This window comes from Paenibacillus sp. 01T442, from assembly GCF_056398345.1.
In genome coordinates, this window is the sequence record NZ_JBFTPF010000010.1 from 41,620 (window position 1) to 58,811 (window position 17,192).

Genomic DNA, 17,192 nt, shown 5'->3' on the forward strand with positions numbered 1-17,192 from the left:
GTTCCTAACAAGGAGAGATATATGTTAAAGCCAGCAGGCATCATCCCCGCTATGATTACGCCTTTTGATGACAAGCAAAACATCAATGAATCGGCATTGCGACTATTCGTTCGCAGGTTCATCGCTGCTAACGTCCATGGTCTGTTTTGCCTCGGTACCAATGGAGAGTTCTTCACGCTGACAATGGAGGAAAAGTTGCGAGTTGCCGAAATTGTTATCGAGGAGGCTAAGGGACGCGTTCCAATTTATGTAGGCGCCGGGTGCGTTGGAACGCAGGAAACCGCTCAATTGGCCGCTCGTCTGGAACAAATGGGGGCCGATGCTTTATCCATCATTACTCCGTATTTTCTGACATTTACACAGCAGGAGTTGATTAGACATTTCCGAACGGTTGCAGAAGCGACGAAATTGCCTATTCTCCTGTATAACATTCCGGCGCGAACCGGCAATACCCTCTTACCCAAGACGGTCATGGAGTTAAGCAAAGTACCTAACATTGTCGGCATTAAGGACAGCAGCGGAAGCTTTGATAACATCTTGCAAGTTCTGGAACTGTGCGATCCGGATTTCGCAGTACTAGCCGGGACAGACTCACTCATATTGCCGACGCTGATGGCAGGGGGCCACGGAGCTATCGCAGCTACGGCCAATGTATATCCGGAAGTCGTCAGGTCCATTTACGATTTATGGCTGCAAGGAAAACCGGAAGAAGCCGAATTGTCGCAGCGTAAGCTGCGTGCGCTGCGTAGTAGCTTCTCGTTGGGAACACTGCCTTCCGTTTTGAAGGAGGTTTTGAACATGCTCGGTTTGCCTGCCGGAGAACCGCGACTGCCGGTTCAACCTCTCTCTCCGACTGCTAAAGCGGAGCTGAAAACCGTGATGGATCCCTATGTGAGCGAAGGTGTCATTAAATGATCAGGAAGAGGTGTTGATGATAATGGAAGTTAACATTCCGAACGGCGTATGGCCAACGATGCTAACCCCTTTCACGAATTCCAACGAAGTTGACTTTGAAGCACTAGGGGAGCTGGTCGAATGGTACATCGGGCAAGGTGTTCACGGCCTATTTGCGGTCTGTCAATCGAGTGAAATGTTCTACTTAACTTTAGAGGAGAGAGTACGGATCGCACAGTTCGTCAAGGAAAAGTCGAACGGCCGGGTACCCGTCATCGCTTCCGGCCATATAGCAGACGAATTCGAAGAGCAAGTGAATGAGCTTAAGCGGATGGCTGACACCGGGGTTGATGCTGTTGTGCTGGTCAGCAATCGATTTGCCGGTCCGGAAGAATCGGACGAGGTATGGTTGAACCGTGCAGAGCAGCTGCTCAATCGCGTGCCGGATGTGCTGTTTGGTATCTACGAATGCCCTTATCCGTATAAAAGGCTGATGAGCCCGAAACTGCTTAAATGGTGTGCAGATACAGGCAGATTTGGGTTTCTCAAGGACACGAGCTGCGATATGAAACAGATTGCTGAGAAGATCGATGCTGTACAAGGAAGCCCGTTGAAAATATTCAATGCGAATTCCGCTACCTTGCTAGCATCGTTACGTTTAGGGGTGGCCGGCTTTAGCGGCGTGATGGCCAATTTTCACCCTGACTTGTATGTGCGTCTTTCGGATTGCGGGGACTTGCAGTCTGAAACTGCAGAAATGATCCAGGCTTTTATCGGACCAGCGTCATTAATCGAACTTCAGATGTATCCTGTTAATGCTAAGTATCATCTGCAGCAAATAGGTTTATCCATAGCGTTGCACTGCCGCACCAGAGATGCAGGTGCATTCAGAGAAAACCAAAAATCGGAAGTGAAGCAGCTGGGTAGGCTGTATCAACTATTTAAGCAGCAGTTACCGGCAAAACAAAATGTAACTATTTGAGCAAAGAAAGGAGATGCTGCAGTGCCATTTAAAACGAAGGACAAAATCGTATTTATAGGTGATAGCATTACGGACAAAGGCAGAAAAAAAGACCCCTTAAAATTGGGCTCGGGCTATGTTCGGCTTTTGCATGATTATCTTACAGCGTTATACCCTAAGTTGTCGCTAAAGATCATCAATGAAGGCGTATCAGGAAACCGAGTGATTGATTTAGAAAAAAGATGGAGAATGGATGTCTTGGATCATCAGCCGCAATGGATTTCAGTTTCTATCGGGATCAATGATGTTTGGCGGCAGTTGGATTCGCCGGATGCGGAGCAAGTATACCCTGACAAGTTCGAATCTGTATATCGCAGCCTGTTAGAGCAAACCAAACAATTACCTAATTGTCGTGTGATCCTCATGCAGCCTACAGTCATCAAGGAGTATCCTGATTCTACAGGAACCCGCTTACTTAAGCCCTATGTTGATATTGTCAATCGACTGACAGAAGAATTCAATGGCATCCTTGTGCCAACACATGAAGCCTTCCTGAATTTCTTGCAATGTGAAATAGGTCAGGATTTAACGACGGACGGCGTTCATATGAACACGCTTGGGGATATGTTGATGGCTACAACTTGGCTGAAGGCGGTTACTGGCGTTCCTAATCGAAATTAGTACACACGATCATTCAAACTTCAGACTGCATGCCATTCATCATGGCTGCAGTCTTTTTCATGACATTTTTCTAAGAAAAACGGGGTGAGGTGGAGGGCGTCACCTATAAAATAGGTGAATTCGCCCTATAACCGAAAGTTGAATTTTAGATACACTTGACTCAAGAAACCCGATGCAGGGAATCTGTCCATAGGAGATGAGGTTTTTGAAAGCTTCTGATCTGAAAACGGATCGTTGTGTCCGACGAGTCATGGAAGACAATGGCAGGTCCAATCTTGTATTCAGATTTACTTAAAGGCGAAAGCTTTGATGCTCGTTTGGAACCAAAGGGATGGAGCTTGCCAGGCTTTGACGATGTTGCTTGGGAGTCGCCTAGGGTGCGTCTTCAGATTGAAGACGGACAAGAAGGTCAACTCGTTACCGTCAGCTGCGCAGAAATGTTGAATGAAGACAATACGTTATACACGATAAACCTTCGTGAAGCCGTTCAGCAGGAGACCTATAGGAACATCAACCAATCAATCCGTTTACAGCGCCGGTTCAGGAAGCTATACATTCATTTCCCGGTGGACGGTTATTCCGGATAAAGGAGAGAGACGATGACATTTGAAGTTGAGAAAACCACAGGAGACAGTGAATGGTTCACCCATGACCGTTTCGGCATGTTTATCCATTGGGGATTATATTCGTTAGCAGCTAGACATGAATGGCTGCAATCCCGCGAAAAATTGAGCGGGGAACAGTACAGCAATAAATATTTCAAACGATTTGATCCGGATTTATACGATCCCGAGCTTTGGGCTCAGCTGGCATCCGATGCGGGCATGAAGTACTTTGTGGCGACAACAAAGCATCATGAGGGCTTTTGCTTATGGGACAGTAAGCTTACCGATTATAAAGCAACGAATTCTCCCGCAGGGCGTGATGTGCTAAGACCTATGGTAGATGCGTTTCGTAAACGTAATATGAAGGTAGGTTTATATTATTCCTTGCTCGACTGGCATCATCCTCATTATACGGTTGATCCTAAACATCCGCTTCGCTTTGATCCCAATCATATCGCTGGGAATAATCGACTGGACTTCACTAACTATCGAAACTATTTGTATGGACAAACGAAGGAATTACTGACGGATTTCGGTCAAGTGGATCTGTTATTTTATGATTTTTCGTTCCCAGAAGAAAACGGTTTGGCGGGCAAAGGCAAGGACGATTGGGGCAGTGAAGAGCTGGTCAAAATGATCCGCACCTTACAGCCGAACATTTTATTGAACGACCGATTGCAGGTGGGGGGCGATATCACAACCCCTGAACAATATATGCCGACCAAATGGGTTCAGGTAAACGGAAAGCGTGTCGTATGGGAAACTTGCCACACCTTTAGCGGGTCGTGGGGCTATCACCGGGAAGAAGAGTCATGGAAAAGTGTCGAACTGTTAATCAAAATGATGATTGATACGGTCAGTAAAGGCGGCAATCTATTATTGAATGTCGGCCCAACTGGCCGCGGTGAATTCGATGAGCGTGCCGTAGATCGGTTGAAGGGAATGGGGGAATGGATGAAGCGGCATAACCGCTCCATCTACGGATGCACACAAGCGCCGGAAACATTCGTGTGCCCGGATGATTGTCGGTTAACATACAATCCACAGTTGAATCGCATGTATGTGCATGTGTACAGCTGGCCGTTCAAAAATATCCATCTTCACGGATTCGCTGGAAAAGTAGAGTATGCACAATTCTTAAACGATGCGTCCGAAATTAGATTTAAGCAAGGCTTTGTACAAAGCGGTATTGAAAACGGAGCCTTCAAAGAAGGTCGAGATGAGCATACCGTGACGTTATCGCTGCCTGTCAAGAAACCGAATGTGACCGTTCCGGTTATCGAACTATTTTTGAAATAAACGAATCGAATGGAGGTTGGATCAAAACGATGAAAGCTGTTACCCTTGGATACGCGCCCAACCCTGCCCCGCGGGTTGAAAATGGCATAAGGTTGCTAAAACAAGCGCTGCTGGATTGTGGCTATGAGGTAAATGCGGAAGAAGTGTCCTGGACTTGGGACAGCTACCGGTCCGTACAGGGAAGAAAAATCTTTGTGGGAAATCGCAAAGAATCCGAATTGCTGCAGCAACTGGAAGAACGAGATGTCCTGCTGTATCACACGGAAGCCCCAGAGGGAGAAGGATTTTATATAGCTACGGGTCCTGGGAACCTGACGTCAGTTTCCGGAGGCAATGATTCCGGCGTACTTTACGGTTGCTTGGAGCTCGCTGGGCGGATTCGCGCTGCAGGGCTTCTGCCCGAAGATATCGCTTATGGGGACGCTCCTCGTTTTTCGTTGAGGGGACCCGCGATCGGACTGCAGAAAACAACTGTCGAACCGCCTCGTCAAACATATGAATATCCGATTACTGAGGCACGTTTCCCTTGGTTTTACGACCAGACATTGTGGCAGGAATTTCTCGATATGCTGCTGGAACAGCGGTGCAACATCGTCTATTTGTGGTCTGGGCATCCCTTTTCCTCTTTAGTGAAATTGGCGGATTACCCGGAGGCGCTTGAAGTTACAGAAGAAGAATACGCGCTGAACGTTGAAATGTTCAGCTGGGTGGCGCAAGAAGCAGATCGTCGAGGCATATGGCTCGTATTGAAGTTCTACAACATTCATATTCCGCTGCCATTTGCCGAGAAGCACGGATTGAAGCTGCATCAGCCGAAACCGCTTCCGTTAACCAGTGATTACTATAAAAAGTCGATTGCCTCCTTTGTGCGTACATTCCCTAACGTGGGGTTGATGGTCTGCCTTGGGGAAGCGCTGCAGGGACAAATATACGGTGTGGAATGGTTTAACGAAACGATTCTAGCAGGCTTGCTGGAAGGGCTAAAGGATTCAAATGTGAAGGAAAAGCCGCCAATTATTCTGAGATCCCATGCGATTGAGCCGCAAAAAGTTATTGAGGCGGCGCTGCCTCTATATCCAAATTTGTATACAGAGGCCAAATATAACGGAGAATCATTGACCACGTATACACCGCGAGGCAAATGGCTGGACATTCACAACCGTCTCGGCTCACTAGAGACGATTCATATCGTGAATGTACATATTCTTGCTAACCTGGAGCCTTTTCGTTACGGGGCACCTTCGTTTATCCAAAAATGCATGCAGGCCGCCAAATACCGGCTGAAAGCGAACGGGCTTCATCTGTATCCATTGTTTTTCTGGGATTGGCCGTTTTCCCCAGATTTGGCTGAGCCAAGACTTAAACAACTGGACCGCGATTGGATATGGTTCGCGGCTTGGTTCCGTTACGCTTGGAATCCAGACCGCGATCCGGCCGCAGAACGGAATTACTGGACCGATGTGCTTGGCCAACGATTCGGCAGTCCAGAAGCAGGTGAAGCGATACTTACCGCATACGAAGCGTCCGGCGAATGCGCGCCTAAATTGCTGCGGCGGTTCGGCATTACCGAAGGCAATCGTCAAACGATGAGCCTGGGCATGACGATGAGTCAATTGACGAATCCAGATCGGCACATGCCGTGGCCTGATTTATGGGAATCCCAATCTCCTCAGGGGGAAAGGCTGGAGGACTATGTAAACCGCGAGTTGAAAGGCGAACCGCACGTCGGCGAAACACCTCCAGAAATTATCGCAGATGTCAGTCGGCATGCGGCAGACGCCGTGCATGCGATCGAGAGGGCGCGCAAATTAGTGAAACGAAACTGGGATGAATTTGATCGCTTATACGATGACATGCAGGCCATTCGACTCATGGTCCATGTCTTTGTGCATAAAGTTCAAGCGGCATTGCTCATTTTGACTTACAAAGGCAGGGCTCAAGGGGAGTATTTCACACAGTTGGGATTGTTGGAAGAGGCCGCTGGGCAGCTTGAGAGCTCCTTGAAAAGCTACCGGGCACTGACGACTTTGACGGAAAAAACCTATTTATTCGCCAATAGTATGCAAACGCCGCAACGGAAAGTACCGGTTCGAAACGGTCTTGAATACAAGCATTGGACCGCGTGTTTGCCAATTTATGAGTTAGAGTTTGAACGTTTTCAGTTCCATCTTAGCGAGTTAAAGTCAGGTACATTGCCTGAGGCGCTGAAGAATATGAAAGATCCCATTGTTCCATACGAAGAGGTACCTTTCACTTTACTGTCCGGAAACGCGGAGATATACCGAGTTGAGAAGGAAGCGCAAGTGTTTGTGGATGGGGATATTCACATCGTCGGATGTGCKGAGGAACTCGATGGTTTGACAGGTATCCGATTCAGTCAAATGGAAGCGGGTCTAAGTGGAATTACGATCGATCTCGAATTGCATCACCCCTCCAAAGTGTTAATTGGATATTTCAATTCAAAAGATGAGCAGTGGCTTCAAGTCCCGAGCTTGGAAGAGAATACACATGCAGACGACTTGGGCGGATATGCGCCAGTATTGCAAAAAGGATTACGACTGTATTCGTATCCATCTGTCAATGTGCATACGTTTCGCTATGAAGCAGGGCGGCATTCGCTCGATTTGGGCAAGGGAGCTTACTTAATTTTGGGCGTCATACCTGCTGATCACGAAATTCGGCCAAGAAATGTTGAGCACAAAAATGATGGCATTAACACATTGGATTGGCTGTACGAGTAAGCAAGAGCGACAGATGGGGAGAGAATCTATGACTGATAAAAAATCCACACTCTGGTATGCCCAGCCGGCCAAGAATTGGTTTGAAGCGCTTCCCATTGGCAACGGCCGGTTTGGAGGGATGGTGTATGGCGGCACGAACAGAGAGCATATTCAATTAAACGAAGACACGCTTTGGTCGGGTGAACCCCGGGAAACGGTCCGCTATGATGCAGAGCGGTATCTCGGATCCGTGCGTGATCTGATATTTTCGAAGAAATATGCGGATGCCGAGCAGATGATCGAGCAGTACATGGAAGGTCCGGATATTGAATCTTTCCTTCCGCTTGGAGATTTGGAGATTATCAACGACGAAGATGGCGAAATTTCGGATTATTGCAGGGAACTGGATCTCGAAGCAGGTGTGATAAGGGTGCGGTACAATCAAAATGGTGCTGTCTACACCCGTGAAGTGTTCACATCAGCTGTTGATCAAGTAATGGCGATCCGTTTGAATAGCGAGAATAAATCAAGTTTTACCGCCTCTCTACACAGTCCACTGCAGTTTTCCGTACGCAAAACAGGAGCAGACCGGATAACGCTCACTGGCCGCTGCCCGTATCATGTATTGCCAAATACGGTTAAATCCGCTGACCCTGTTGAATATGCCGAGGGGAAAGGAATAGGCTTTGAAATCCACCTTCAAGCGACTGCAGAATCCGGTAAAGTGGAAGTCAGCGGTGGGCGCATTCGCGTTAGCGGGAAAGGGGCGGTAACCTTACTGCTGGCCGCTGCTACAAGCTATAACGGTTTCGACAAAGATCCGGCTGTTCTAGGCAAAAATCCAACAGATATGTGTGTGGCATGGCTTTCGAATGCCATTCGACTGGGCTTCGATCAGGTAAAAGAGCGTCATATGGGTGATTACGCTGCACTTTTCAACAGAGTGTTAATTGACATTGGCGGTAGGGGTGAAGACCACAGCATTCTTCCTACGGATGTTCGCATCCAGGCAGTCAAAAATGGATCTGTTGATCCTGGCCTCGCCGCATTGTTCTTTCAGTACGGGAGATATTTGCTGATATCCAGCTCTCGTCCTGGTACACAGCCTGCCAATTTGCAGGGAATTTGGAATGACAAAACCCAACCTCCTTGGTGCAGCAGCTGGACGACAAATATTAATATTGAAATGAACTATTGGCCTGCGGAAGTGGGCAATCTTGCGGAATGCCACCGACCGATGTTTGATTTAATTGAAGATTTACGAATTACAGGCCGGAAAGTAGCCAGTGTCCATTACCGAAGCAGGGGGTGGACCGCTCATCACAACATCGATTTGTGGCGTACGGCGACGCCTGTCGGCGGTTCGCCCAGTTGGGCCTTCTGGCCGATGGCCGGTGCTTGGTTATGCCAACATATATGGGAGCATTACGCGTTTAGCCAGGATGAGCACTTTCTTAAACAAGCGTATCCTGCATTGAAAGAGGCAGCGCTGTTTTGTTTGGATTGGCTTATCGAGGACCCTGATGGCTATCTGGTTACTTGTCCGTCTACTTCCCCAGAAAATTTTTTCATTACTCCTGAGGGGAAGCCCAGTAGTGTAACCAAAGGAACGACGATGGATTTGGCGTTGATTAAAAGTTTGTTTGCCCATTGTATAGAAGCTAGCCTCATTCTAGACCTAGATGACACGTTTAGGGGTCATCTGGAAACGGCATTAAGTCAAATCCCTCCGTTCCGTATTGGGAAATACGGTCAGCTGCAGGAATGGGACGAAGACTTCGAGGAGTTGGAACCGGGCCACCGACACATTGCGCATTTAGTTGCGCTCCATCCGCTGAACCTCGTTACACGACATGGACAGCCTGAACTGTTTGAAGCCTGCAGAAAAACACTCGAACGCCGTCTTGCTCACGGTGGGGCGCACACGGGCTGGAGCTGCGCTTGGACGGTTAACTTTTGGGCACGGCTAGGAAACCCAATAGGCGCCAATAGATCTTTAAATGATTTGCTGGCAGGTCTGCACCCCAACATGATGAATGCTCACAGGCATCCGAAGGTGAAGATGAATATTTTCCAAATAGACGGTAATTTTGCCGGTTTGTCAGGCATTGCGGAAATGCTGGTGCAAAGTCATGCTGGAATGATCCAACTACTGCCGGCCTTGCCGCCTGAGTGGCAGCGTGGAACCGTAAGTGGATTGAGAGCCCGTGGCGGATTTGAAATCGATATGAACTGGAACGAAGGCAAACTTACACGCGCTTGCATCAAGTCGATTGCTGGAAAGAAGTGCCGCTTATGGAGCGCTCAGCCGGTCCAAGTTCACCTAAATGGACAACTCATTTGTTCAACTGGCGTCGATTCCGCATTTGAAACTGGCGTAGGATTCTGTTACGAAATTGTCCCTGTATCGGAGGTTTGAGATGAAATACGTGAATACCATGAAAGAATTTATTTTTGAGGAAGATAGACCGTTCCTTAGCTGTCACGCATCCACCTTGGAATTGCTGCCTAGCGGCGAAGTTATTGCCGCATGGTTTGGCGGAACACGCGAGAAAGCTGGAGACGTTGCTATTTGGCTGTCACGCAGGGGAGTCACGGGGTGGACACCACCCCTTAAAGTAGCGGATCAAGCGGATATTCCGCATTGGAATCCTGTCCTTTTTCGTACCCAGGACGGTAATCTATTTCTTTATTATAAGGTCGGGACTTCGATTGCCGAATGGGAAACCATGGTTATTCGCTCAACGGATGATGGACACACATGGACGTCTCCGTTTCCCTTGGTTATGGGGGATAAAGGAGGAAGGGGTCCTGTCAAAAACAAGCCTATCGTTCTGTATGACGGTACGATAGCAGCTCCGGCCTCATTGGAACCAGCCTGGGATGTATTCGTTGACCTCTCGAGCGACGGAGGCGAGACCTGGACTCGCAGTGAAATCGTCCCCTTGGAGCGCTGCGTAATGAAGGGCTCAGGCATTATCCAGCCGACCTTATKGGAATCTACCCCTGGAAATGTGCACATGCTCACTCGAAGCAGCGAAGGGCATATATATCGCAGCGACTCAAAGGACGGGGGGAAATCGTGGTGTACAGCATATCCCACTGATTTACCCAACAATAATAGCGGAATCGATCTGGTGAAGCTGGATAACGGCACAATTGCACTGGTTTATAATCCCACACGTCCGGTAGAGGGGAAGAAAAAGGGGCCGAGAACGCCGCTTGTCATTCGACTTTCGCAGGACAACGGAATGACTTGGGAAAATGAATTTCTGTTAGACCAAGGAGAAAAGCAATATTCCTACCCTGCAATTGTTGCAGGTGGACTAAACCTATATGTGACCTATACCTGGAAGCGCGAACGCATTGCTTTCTGGAAAATAACGCTTTCCGATTTAGCATGATTGACCTATAGATTGAGACGATAAGCACCATTCAAGGTTCAAATGAATTCGATATAATAATTATGGTAATATTATACACCCATAAGTATATATGGGATGGGAGGTCATCCATGCCTGCTGGCAGCCGATTGGACGAAACATTGCGCGCGGGAAAAAAAGCACTTCGCACGCTCCCCGGTGCACTCTTGCTCGGTTCGACCGGAGCGCGGTTGTGGGCCGATTATTTGGATCCCGTACCTGGTTTTTCTGGAAGGTTCGATTTTATTCACAAAGTGAATATTCCTTTGTTGTTTAAGATAACGAACAATTTAGCAGAAAGCTTAGAGCCATGCCAGACGGAGTGGTTTCCGAGTCACTTGTACATGACCTATACAGGCAACCGTCTTTCATTGGAAGAACGCAAATTCATAACTTGGAATGATTGTGCGGTTTCGTGCCAAACTTGGACGAATCGCAGTGATGAGGAGCTTGTCCTTCGTTTGGAGACCTATAGCGATTCGTTCTCGGAGCGCACAGGGAATTATCTCTATGGATCGTTTAATATTGAGCACTACAGCTTTGATATCTCAGGTGCAATTGCCGTAAGTGATCCCGTTCTATTCAAAGAGCTGCGGTTGAAACCAGGTGAAACCAAAGCAATTATTGTCGCTGCAGCATTCGGAATTTCCGGTCAGGATGATATCGCCTTTCTGAAGGAACGGGCTTCGAGTTATGCGGAAAGCGGTTACACGGTTGATCAACTCGTAATAAATCAGAGCAATGAGTATCAAACGTGGTTTGAGAAAGCACCTACATTCGTCAGCAGCGACCCTGTGTTAAACAAGACTTGGACCTATCGTTGGTTTCTGCTTCGGCACAATTTGGCTGATCCGCAGTACGGTCACTTGTCGTACCCATTGTTTTACKAGGGAAGATCTCATAAAAAAAGTAAAAAGCCCTTTAGTAAGGGGGGGTGGGAGTTCAGCAAGCTAATTAATCTGTCCGTTCCTTTACATATTATGGATGCTAGATGGTATCACGATCCTGTATATAGTGAGGGTCCGCTTCGAAACATGAAGAGCGCTCCCGGTGAAGACGGCATGTTTAGCTGCTTGACGGTAGATTCCATCCTGCATTCCTTTGCCAACTTCTCTTGCTGGGCCGCATATAAGCTCTTTCTAGTGCATCGAAACACCGAGACGATAGTTGACTTACTGCCTGCCATGAAATCGAATATTTCCGCATGGAAACGTGCGAACGGTAATGATCAGGATCATTTGATGATCGAACACAAACATACACGGACGGGAAAAGAATATCAACCAAGTTATTGGTATTTTCACCAATTTCCGAAGAACCCGAAGGACAAAGCTACCTATACCCATCTTAAGAGGGTGGATCGCGCTGTATATCACTACTTGAATACGCTAGGTGTTGCTAAGCTTTGCGAGGCAACGGGTGATCCGGAAGCGAAAGATTTTTTTTGGCAAGCTGAAGAAATCAAGCAGGACATACTTGGCAAAATGTGGAATGAGGATACAAAGTTCTTCTATGATCTGCATTATCAAACAGATGAAAAGGCGTTTGTCAAAAATATTGTCGGGATTTACCCCGGGTGGGCAGAAATCCTGGATGATCAATTCAATGGGATGATCGAGCATCTGTTCAATGAACAGGAATTTCATACGAAATGCCCGTTCCCGTCTGTTTCTGCCGATTGCCCTGCCTATTCGCAAGAAGGCGGTTGGATGGGACACTTTGTCAAAGGTCGGAATGGCTGCGTTTGGGACGGCCCGACCTGGCCTTATACCAATTCAATCGCGCTCGATGCGCTCGCCAAGGAAAGCAAGCGGAGAAACCATCAATTTGATCGTCAATTTGCCTATTATCTACGCGAGTATTCGTTTCTCCATTTTATGCAAAGAGATTTAAACCAACCCGGTCTTGTTGAGCATTACAACAGTGCAACGGGTGAACCGTTAAGCGACGAACAGGAATATAAYCATTCGTACTATATCGATTTGTTAATTTCACATGTGGCAGGATTATCGATTGAAAAAGAGGGGATTGTTCTGGATCCTMTGAATGTGGAATTAGATTATTTTTGTCTAGATCATGTGAAGGTAGCGGGCATGGATATACGGATCTCCTATCGCAAGCCGAGTGTGTCATCGGAGATTCCCAATAGCGAAGATGGCTACCGTTTATATGTTAATGACAAACTTATTTTCTCCAATCCAACACTTTGTCGTACAGCGTTAACTTGGAAAGAGTTAACCATATCGTAAATTGATAACCCCAACCGGACAAGGAGAGTGTGTTTTAATGAAACGTTTCAACGGAGTTGTTGTACAGTCGGAAACGGATTCGCAATTGCAGGAAGCCTACCTTCCTATTCCGTACCCGAATGACAACCATGCCGCTAATTTACTGGAACTCGACAATGGCGATCTTCTCTGTGTCTGGTTTTCGGGCAGCGGGGAAGGCAATCCAGATACTAACGTTCTGATGTCGAGATTATGTGCCGGATCCAATGAATGGACTGCTCCCATGCAGCTGTCAAGTGATATCGAACGATCTGAACAAAATCCAATCCTTCACCAGGCACCAGATGGCAAACTTTGGCTGTTCCATACGTCCAACGAGCCCCACAATCAAAAAACATCAAGAATTGTTTTCCGCATATCGGATGACAAGGGCTTTACTTGGGGGCCGACTGAAGTGTTGTTTGACGGTTTGGGCATATTTCTGAGGCATCCGCTGCTTGTACTCAAAAATGGCGATTGGCTGCTTCCGACGTATTATTGTAAACTTGACGGGCATTACAGCGTTGTACAAATCAGCTCAGATCAAGGGAAAACATGGAAGGAATACGAAGTGCAGGGCAGCACGCACCGGGTTCAAATGAATGTTGTTGAACGAAATGATGGTACGCTTTATGCCATGTTTCGAAGCCGACAGGCAGATCGCATTTATACAAGTATCTCGCAAGATAACGGAAAAAATTGGACGGTTCCAGTCAAGAGTGAATTGCCCAACAATAATTCCTCGATGCAGTTCATCAAGCTGCAGAATGGTCATCTAGCCTTGATTTATAACAATTCCTCCATGGAACGGGACCAATTCAGGTGGGTTCAAAGGAAGGGCGAATTCCGCAAAAAACCGCTTCGTACACCACTTACCTTAGCCATTTCGGAAGATGAAGGAAAAACATGGCCAATCTACAGGAATATACAGATGGCCGATTTGGAATACAAAGATAGCGAGATCGGGTATTCCTACCCTTCGATTATCTCAACGCGTGATGGCAAGATACATATTGCTTTTTCTTATTTGCGTAAAGGTATCAAACATGTTTGTCTAACGGAAGAATGGGTTAGTGAGGGTTAATATCATGCGCCGGAGGTGATGCACATGAATGGTAGAATTGGACATTTAAGCGGGGATATGTTTTTTGATGGAAAGATGAATATTTTTATTAATCGCGAATTGGAATCGTTTACAACTACCCAACATACCCATGATTTTATTGAAATCAGCTATGTGGGGGAAGGAAGCGGTTATCATTACATTGAAGATCAAGTAATTCCCATTAAACAAGGAGATTTGTTTGTGATTCCGATTGGAACATCCCATGTGTTCCGTCCGTCTTCTCCGACGCAAGATAAAATGCTCGTCATTTATAACTGTATTTTTAAAGTAGAGCTATTAGAAAACTGGATGCATTTGCTACAGGAAGAATGCCTCACTTATAATTCCATCACGCTTCCCGGCAAGTGCCCTGAGCGCTGGCTGCATTTTCAAGATAAACATGATACGTTTTCAACGATTGTTAACGCTATGTATAGAGAATATTTAAAACGAAGCAATGGCTTTGAAACTATTTTGACAGCTTTACTGATTCAAATGTTGGTGATGCTGCAGCGTTTTGAATTGAAAAATGAAACGGAAGCGGTTCCTTTTCGGATGCTAGAAGAAGTTGTCCATTTCATCAAAGCCCATTACACCGACAACCTTACGGTTCAGCATGTGGCGGATTACTTCTTTTTAAGTGCCAGCCATTTTCAACGGTTGTTTAAAAAATCAACGGGCTTATCATTCACGCAATACTTACAGAACGTGCGTATTCAAAAATGCTGTGAATTGCTGAAGTCATCAGATATCCCGATCTACCAAATTGCCAATCAGGTGGGATATCAGGACATGAAATTTTTCCATGCGCTATTTCGTAAAAAAACGGGGGTAACCCCTCGACAATATCGACAAAACTTCCAAGAATTCGAAGATAAGGCATTAACATACTAAGAGGTTTACGGCTGACCATCGCAATATCGCAATGGAGCAGCTTTTTTTTATTTATGAATAGGGAGGGTTACTGAATGTTAAATCCGGATGAGTATTTAGAACAGTTATACAGCGATTTAAATAAAGCGTCTAATCTTACTCGAACACAACCTTGGAGAGAGCGAAAAGCGGATGTACGGACAAAGCTGCTTGCAAGTTTGGGGGATTTCCCTAGGGAGTCAAGTGAATTGAACGTAGTTGTAGGCGAGAGGATCGATAAGGGGGATCATTATTTAGAGCGTGTTATTTACACAACAGATGTAAACCTTCAAGTAGCTGCCTTTGTGTTGATTCCAAAAGGGCTCACGGGCAAGGCGCCAGCCGTACTTGCTTGGCACGGACACGGTTATGGGAGTAGGGAAATTGTCGGTTTGCGGCCAGACGGAACCACGGATGACGACCCTCCCGGTATGCATCAACATTTTGCATTGCATCTTGTTCGAAGAGGTATGATTGTCATAGCGCCTGAAATCATTGGGTTTGGTGATCGTAGGCTGTCGGTTGACAGKGGGAAGGATCCTAAGAAAAACAGTTCCTGTGTAGCGCTAACTTCTCGCTTGCTGCTTTATGGTAAAACTTTAGCTGGGCTGAGGATTTATGAAGCAATAAGATCAGTAGATTATGTATTAACTCGTGCGGATATTGATCCTAATCGGATCGGATGTATGGGTTTTTCCGGCGGCGGTCTGATAGCTTCGCTTTCTTCCGCTTTGGACGAACGCATTCAGGCTACTGTTCTTTGTGCGTTTACAAGCACGTTTAGCGGAAGCTTACTAGCCATGAATCATTGTATTGACAATTACATGCCTGCGATTCTTCCTTTTGCGGAGCTTCCGGAACTTATTGGGTTGATTGCACCGAGGGCACTATTCGTCGAATCAGGCAGGGAAGACCCGCTATTCCCAGTTGCTTCGGTTCAAGAAGCTGTAGCTAAACTTAAAGAGATATACCATTCTGAAGAAGTGGCTGCGAATTTAGAAGTTGATCTTTTTCCAGGCAAGCATGAAGTATCTGGGAGACTCTCTTACGATTGGTTAGCTAAGCAGTTGAAAGCATGATTCACCTATAGAGTAAGCCATCATCACCTATAAGTGAAAAAGTTGATGGATGTATAATGAACTGAAACCGTTATCATCGGGATGATTGAAACAGACTATAGGAGGTGCCGCAATGGGGCGCATTCTTTTGAATCACGTAGAAAAACGTTATGGCAAAGATGGCGGATATGCAGTTAAAGATTTCMATTTGGAAATACACGATGGAGAATTTCTTGTCATGGTAGGTCCGTCTGGCTGCGGGAAATCAACAACACTCAGGATGATTGCTGGCTTAGAGGATATCACATCAGGAGAACTTTATATTGGAGATCAGCTTGTCAATGATTTGCCGCCGAAGGATCGGGATATTGCGATGGTTTTCCAAAATTACGCTTTATACCCGAACATGAGCGTGTACGAAAATATTGCATTCGGCTTGCGCTTGCGTAAGATGCCMAAACATGAGATCGACCTAGCGGTTAAAAAATCATCAAGAATACTGGAAATTGAACCGTTTCTCGATAGGAAGCCTAAGCAACTCTCTGGAGGTCAGCGTCAACGTGTAGCTTTAGGCAGAGCCATTGTCCGTGATCCCCAGGTTTTTCTAATGGATGAGCCGCTGTCAAATTTGGATGCCAAACTGAGGGTTCAAATGCGAACAGAGATCATTAAGCTTCACAAGCAGCTCGGCGTAACAATGGTTTACGTGACACATGATCAAGTAGAAGCCATGACCATGGGGCATCGCATTGTTGTCATGAAAKACGGCATTATTCAACAGGTAGATACACCGCAACAGATTTACAATAATCCGAGAAATATGTTCGTCGCCGGATTTATCGGGACGCCGCCGATCAATCTCATTGAGGGTAAAATTCTGGAAGGCACAGACGGCAAATTAGAGTTTCACACCAATCGATATTATTTAGAAATCCCCTCACAGCAGGCGAACATGTTGAAAAAGAAAAATAAAGTAAATAGATCCGTTTTTCTAGGAATTCGGTGTGAGAATATACATGTAAATCATACAGCGGCAGATGTGGGCCAGCACGCACAAATTAACGGGGTCCAAAAGATCAATGAATTAATGGGGGCAGATATGTACCTGTATATGGACATTGGTGTGCCTAATTTACTGATCGTTCGAACCCGTGCTGATCACAACTTCGTTGAAGATGAGAAGCTTGTTCTATCTCTTGATATGCAAAAAGTACTATTTTTCGATAAAGATTCAAAGGAAAATCTCATGTATTAAATAGACAGCGGAG

General features: G+C 46.4%; 13 protein-coding genes. All 13 read left to right on the forward strand.

Going from position 1 to position 17,192, the window contains the following annotated elements; genetic code table 11:
• Nucleotides 1-21: 21 nt before the first annotated feature.
• The 13 genes from dapA to AC1DLM_RS11375 all read left to right on the forward strand — a co-directional run bounded on the left by dapA (nt 22) and on the right by AC1DLM_RS11375 (nt 17,179).
• Nucleotides 22-915 (forward strand): 4-hydroxy-tetrahydrodipicolinate synthase, encoded by an 894-nt coding sequence (dapA, locus tag AC1DLM_RS11315; protein ID WP_477569952.1) that lies wholly within the window; start codon nt 22-24, stop codon nt 913-915.
• Between the two features lie 16 nt (nt 916-931).
• Complete coding sequence (locus AC1DLM_RS11320) at nt 932-1,876, forward strand: dihydrodipicolinate synthase family protein (RefSeq protein ID WP_477569953.1); 945 nt, start codon at nt 932-934, stop codon at nt 1,874-1,876.
• Between the two features lie 21 nt (nt 1,877-1,897).
• Nucleotides 1,898-2,536 carry an SGNH/GDSL hydrolase family protein gene (locus tag AC1DLM_RS11325; protein ID WP_477569954.1) on the forward strand — a complete coding sequence of 213 codons (639 nt, stop codon included), beginning with the start codon at nt 1,898-1,900 and terminating at the stop codon, nt 2,534-2,536.
• A gap of 236 nt (nt 2,537-2,772) precedes the next feature.
• On the forward strand, nt 2,773-3,123 hold the full coding sequence (locus AC1DLM_RS11330; RefSeq protein ID WP_477569955.1) for an alpha-L-rhamnosidase N-terminal domain-containing protein: 351 nt from the start codon (nt 2,773-2,775) through the stop codon (nt 3,121-3,123).
• A 12-nt stretch (nt 3,124-3,135) separates the two neighbouring features.
• Nucleotides 3,136-4,440, forward strand: coding sequence for an alpha-L-fucosidase (locus AC1DLM_RS11335; RefSeq protein ID WP_477569956.1), 1,305 nt, complete (start codon nt 3,136-3,138; stop codon nt 4,438-4,440).
• Between the two features lie 29 nt (nt 4,441-4,469).
• The gene (locus AC1DLM_RS11340; protein ID WP_477569957.1) at nt 4,470-7,181 is read left to right on the forward strand and encodes a hypothetical protein; all 2,712 of its coding nucleotides are present in this window, start codon (nt 4,470-4,472) and stop codon (nt 7,179-7,181) included.
• 28 nt (nt 7,182-7,209) lie between these two features.
• Nucleotides 7,210-9,579 (forward strand): glycoside hydrolase family 95 protein, encoded by a 2,370-nt coding sequence (locus AC1DLM_RS11345; protein ID WP_477569958.1) that lies wholly within the window; start codon nt 7,210-7,212, stop codon nt 9,577-9,579.
• Between the two features lies 1 nt (nt 9,580).
• Nucleotides 9,581-10,564, forward strand: a complete 984-nt coding sequence (locus tag AC1DLM_RS11350; RefSeq protein ID WP_477569959.1) for a sialidase family protein — start codon at nt 9,581-9,583, stop codon at nt 10,562-10,564.
• A 110-nt stretch (nt 10,565-10,674) separates the two neighbouring features.
• Nucleotides 10,675-12,831, forward strand: a complete 2,157-nt coding sequence (locus AC1DLM_RS11355) for an MGH1-like glycoside hydrolase domain-containing protein (protein ID WP_477569960.1) — start codon at nt 10,675-10,677, stop codon at nt 12,829-12,831.
• 37 nt (nt 12,832-12,868) lie between these two features.
• On the forward strand, nt 12,869-13,933 hold the full coding sequence (locus AC1DLM_RS11360) for a sialidase family protein (RefSeq protein WP_477569961.1): 1,065 nt from the start codon (nt 12,869-12,871) through the stop codon (nt 13,931-13,933).
• 24 nt (nt 13,934-13,957) lie between these two features.
• Nucleotides 13,958-14,848: a helix-turn-helix domain-containing protein gene (locus AC1DLM_RS11365; protein ID WP_441989207.1), complete on the forward strand. Its 891-nt coding sequence runs from the start codon at nt 13,958-13,960 to the stop codon at nt 14,846-14,848.
• 74 nt (nt 14,849-14,922) lie between these two features.
• Entirely contained in the window at nt 14,923-15,945 is a 1,023-nt protein-coding gene (locus tag AC1DLM_RS11370; RefSeq protein ID WP_477569962.1) for a dienelactone hydrolase family protein, read from the forward strand.
• Nucleotides 15,946-16,057: 112 nt separating this feature from the next.
• Nucleotides 16,058-17,179 (forward strand): ABC transporter ATP-binding protein, encoded by a 1,122-nt coding sequence (locus tag AC1DLM_RS11375; RefSeq protein WP_477569963.1) that lies wholly within the window; start codon nt 16,058-16,060, stop codon nt 17,177-17,179.
• Nucleotides 17,180-17,192: the final 13 nt, after the last annotated feature.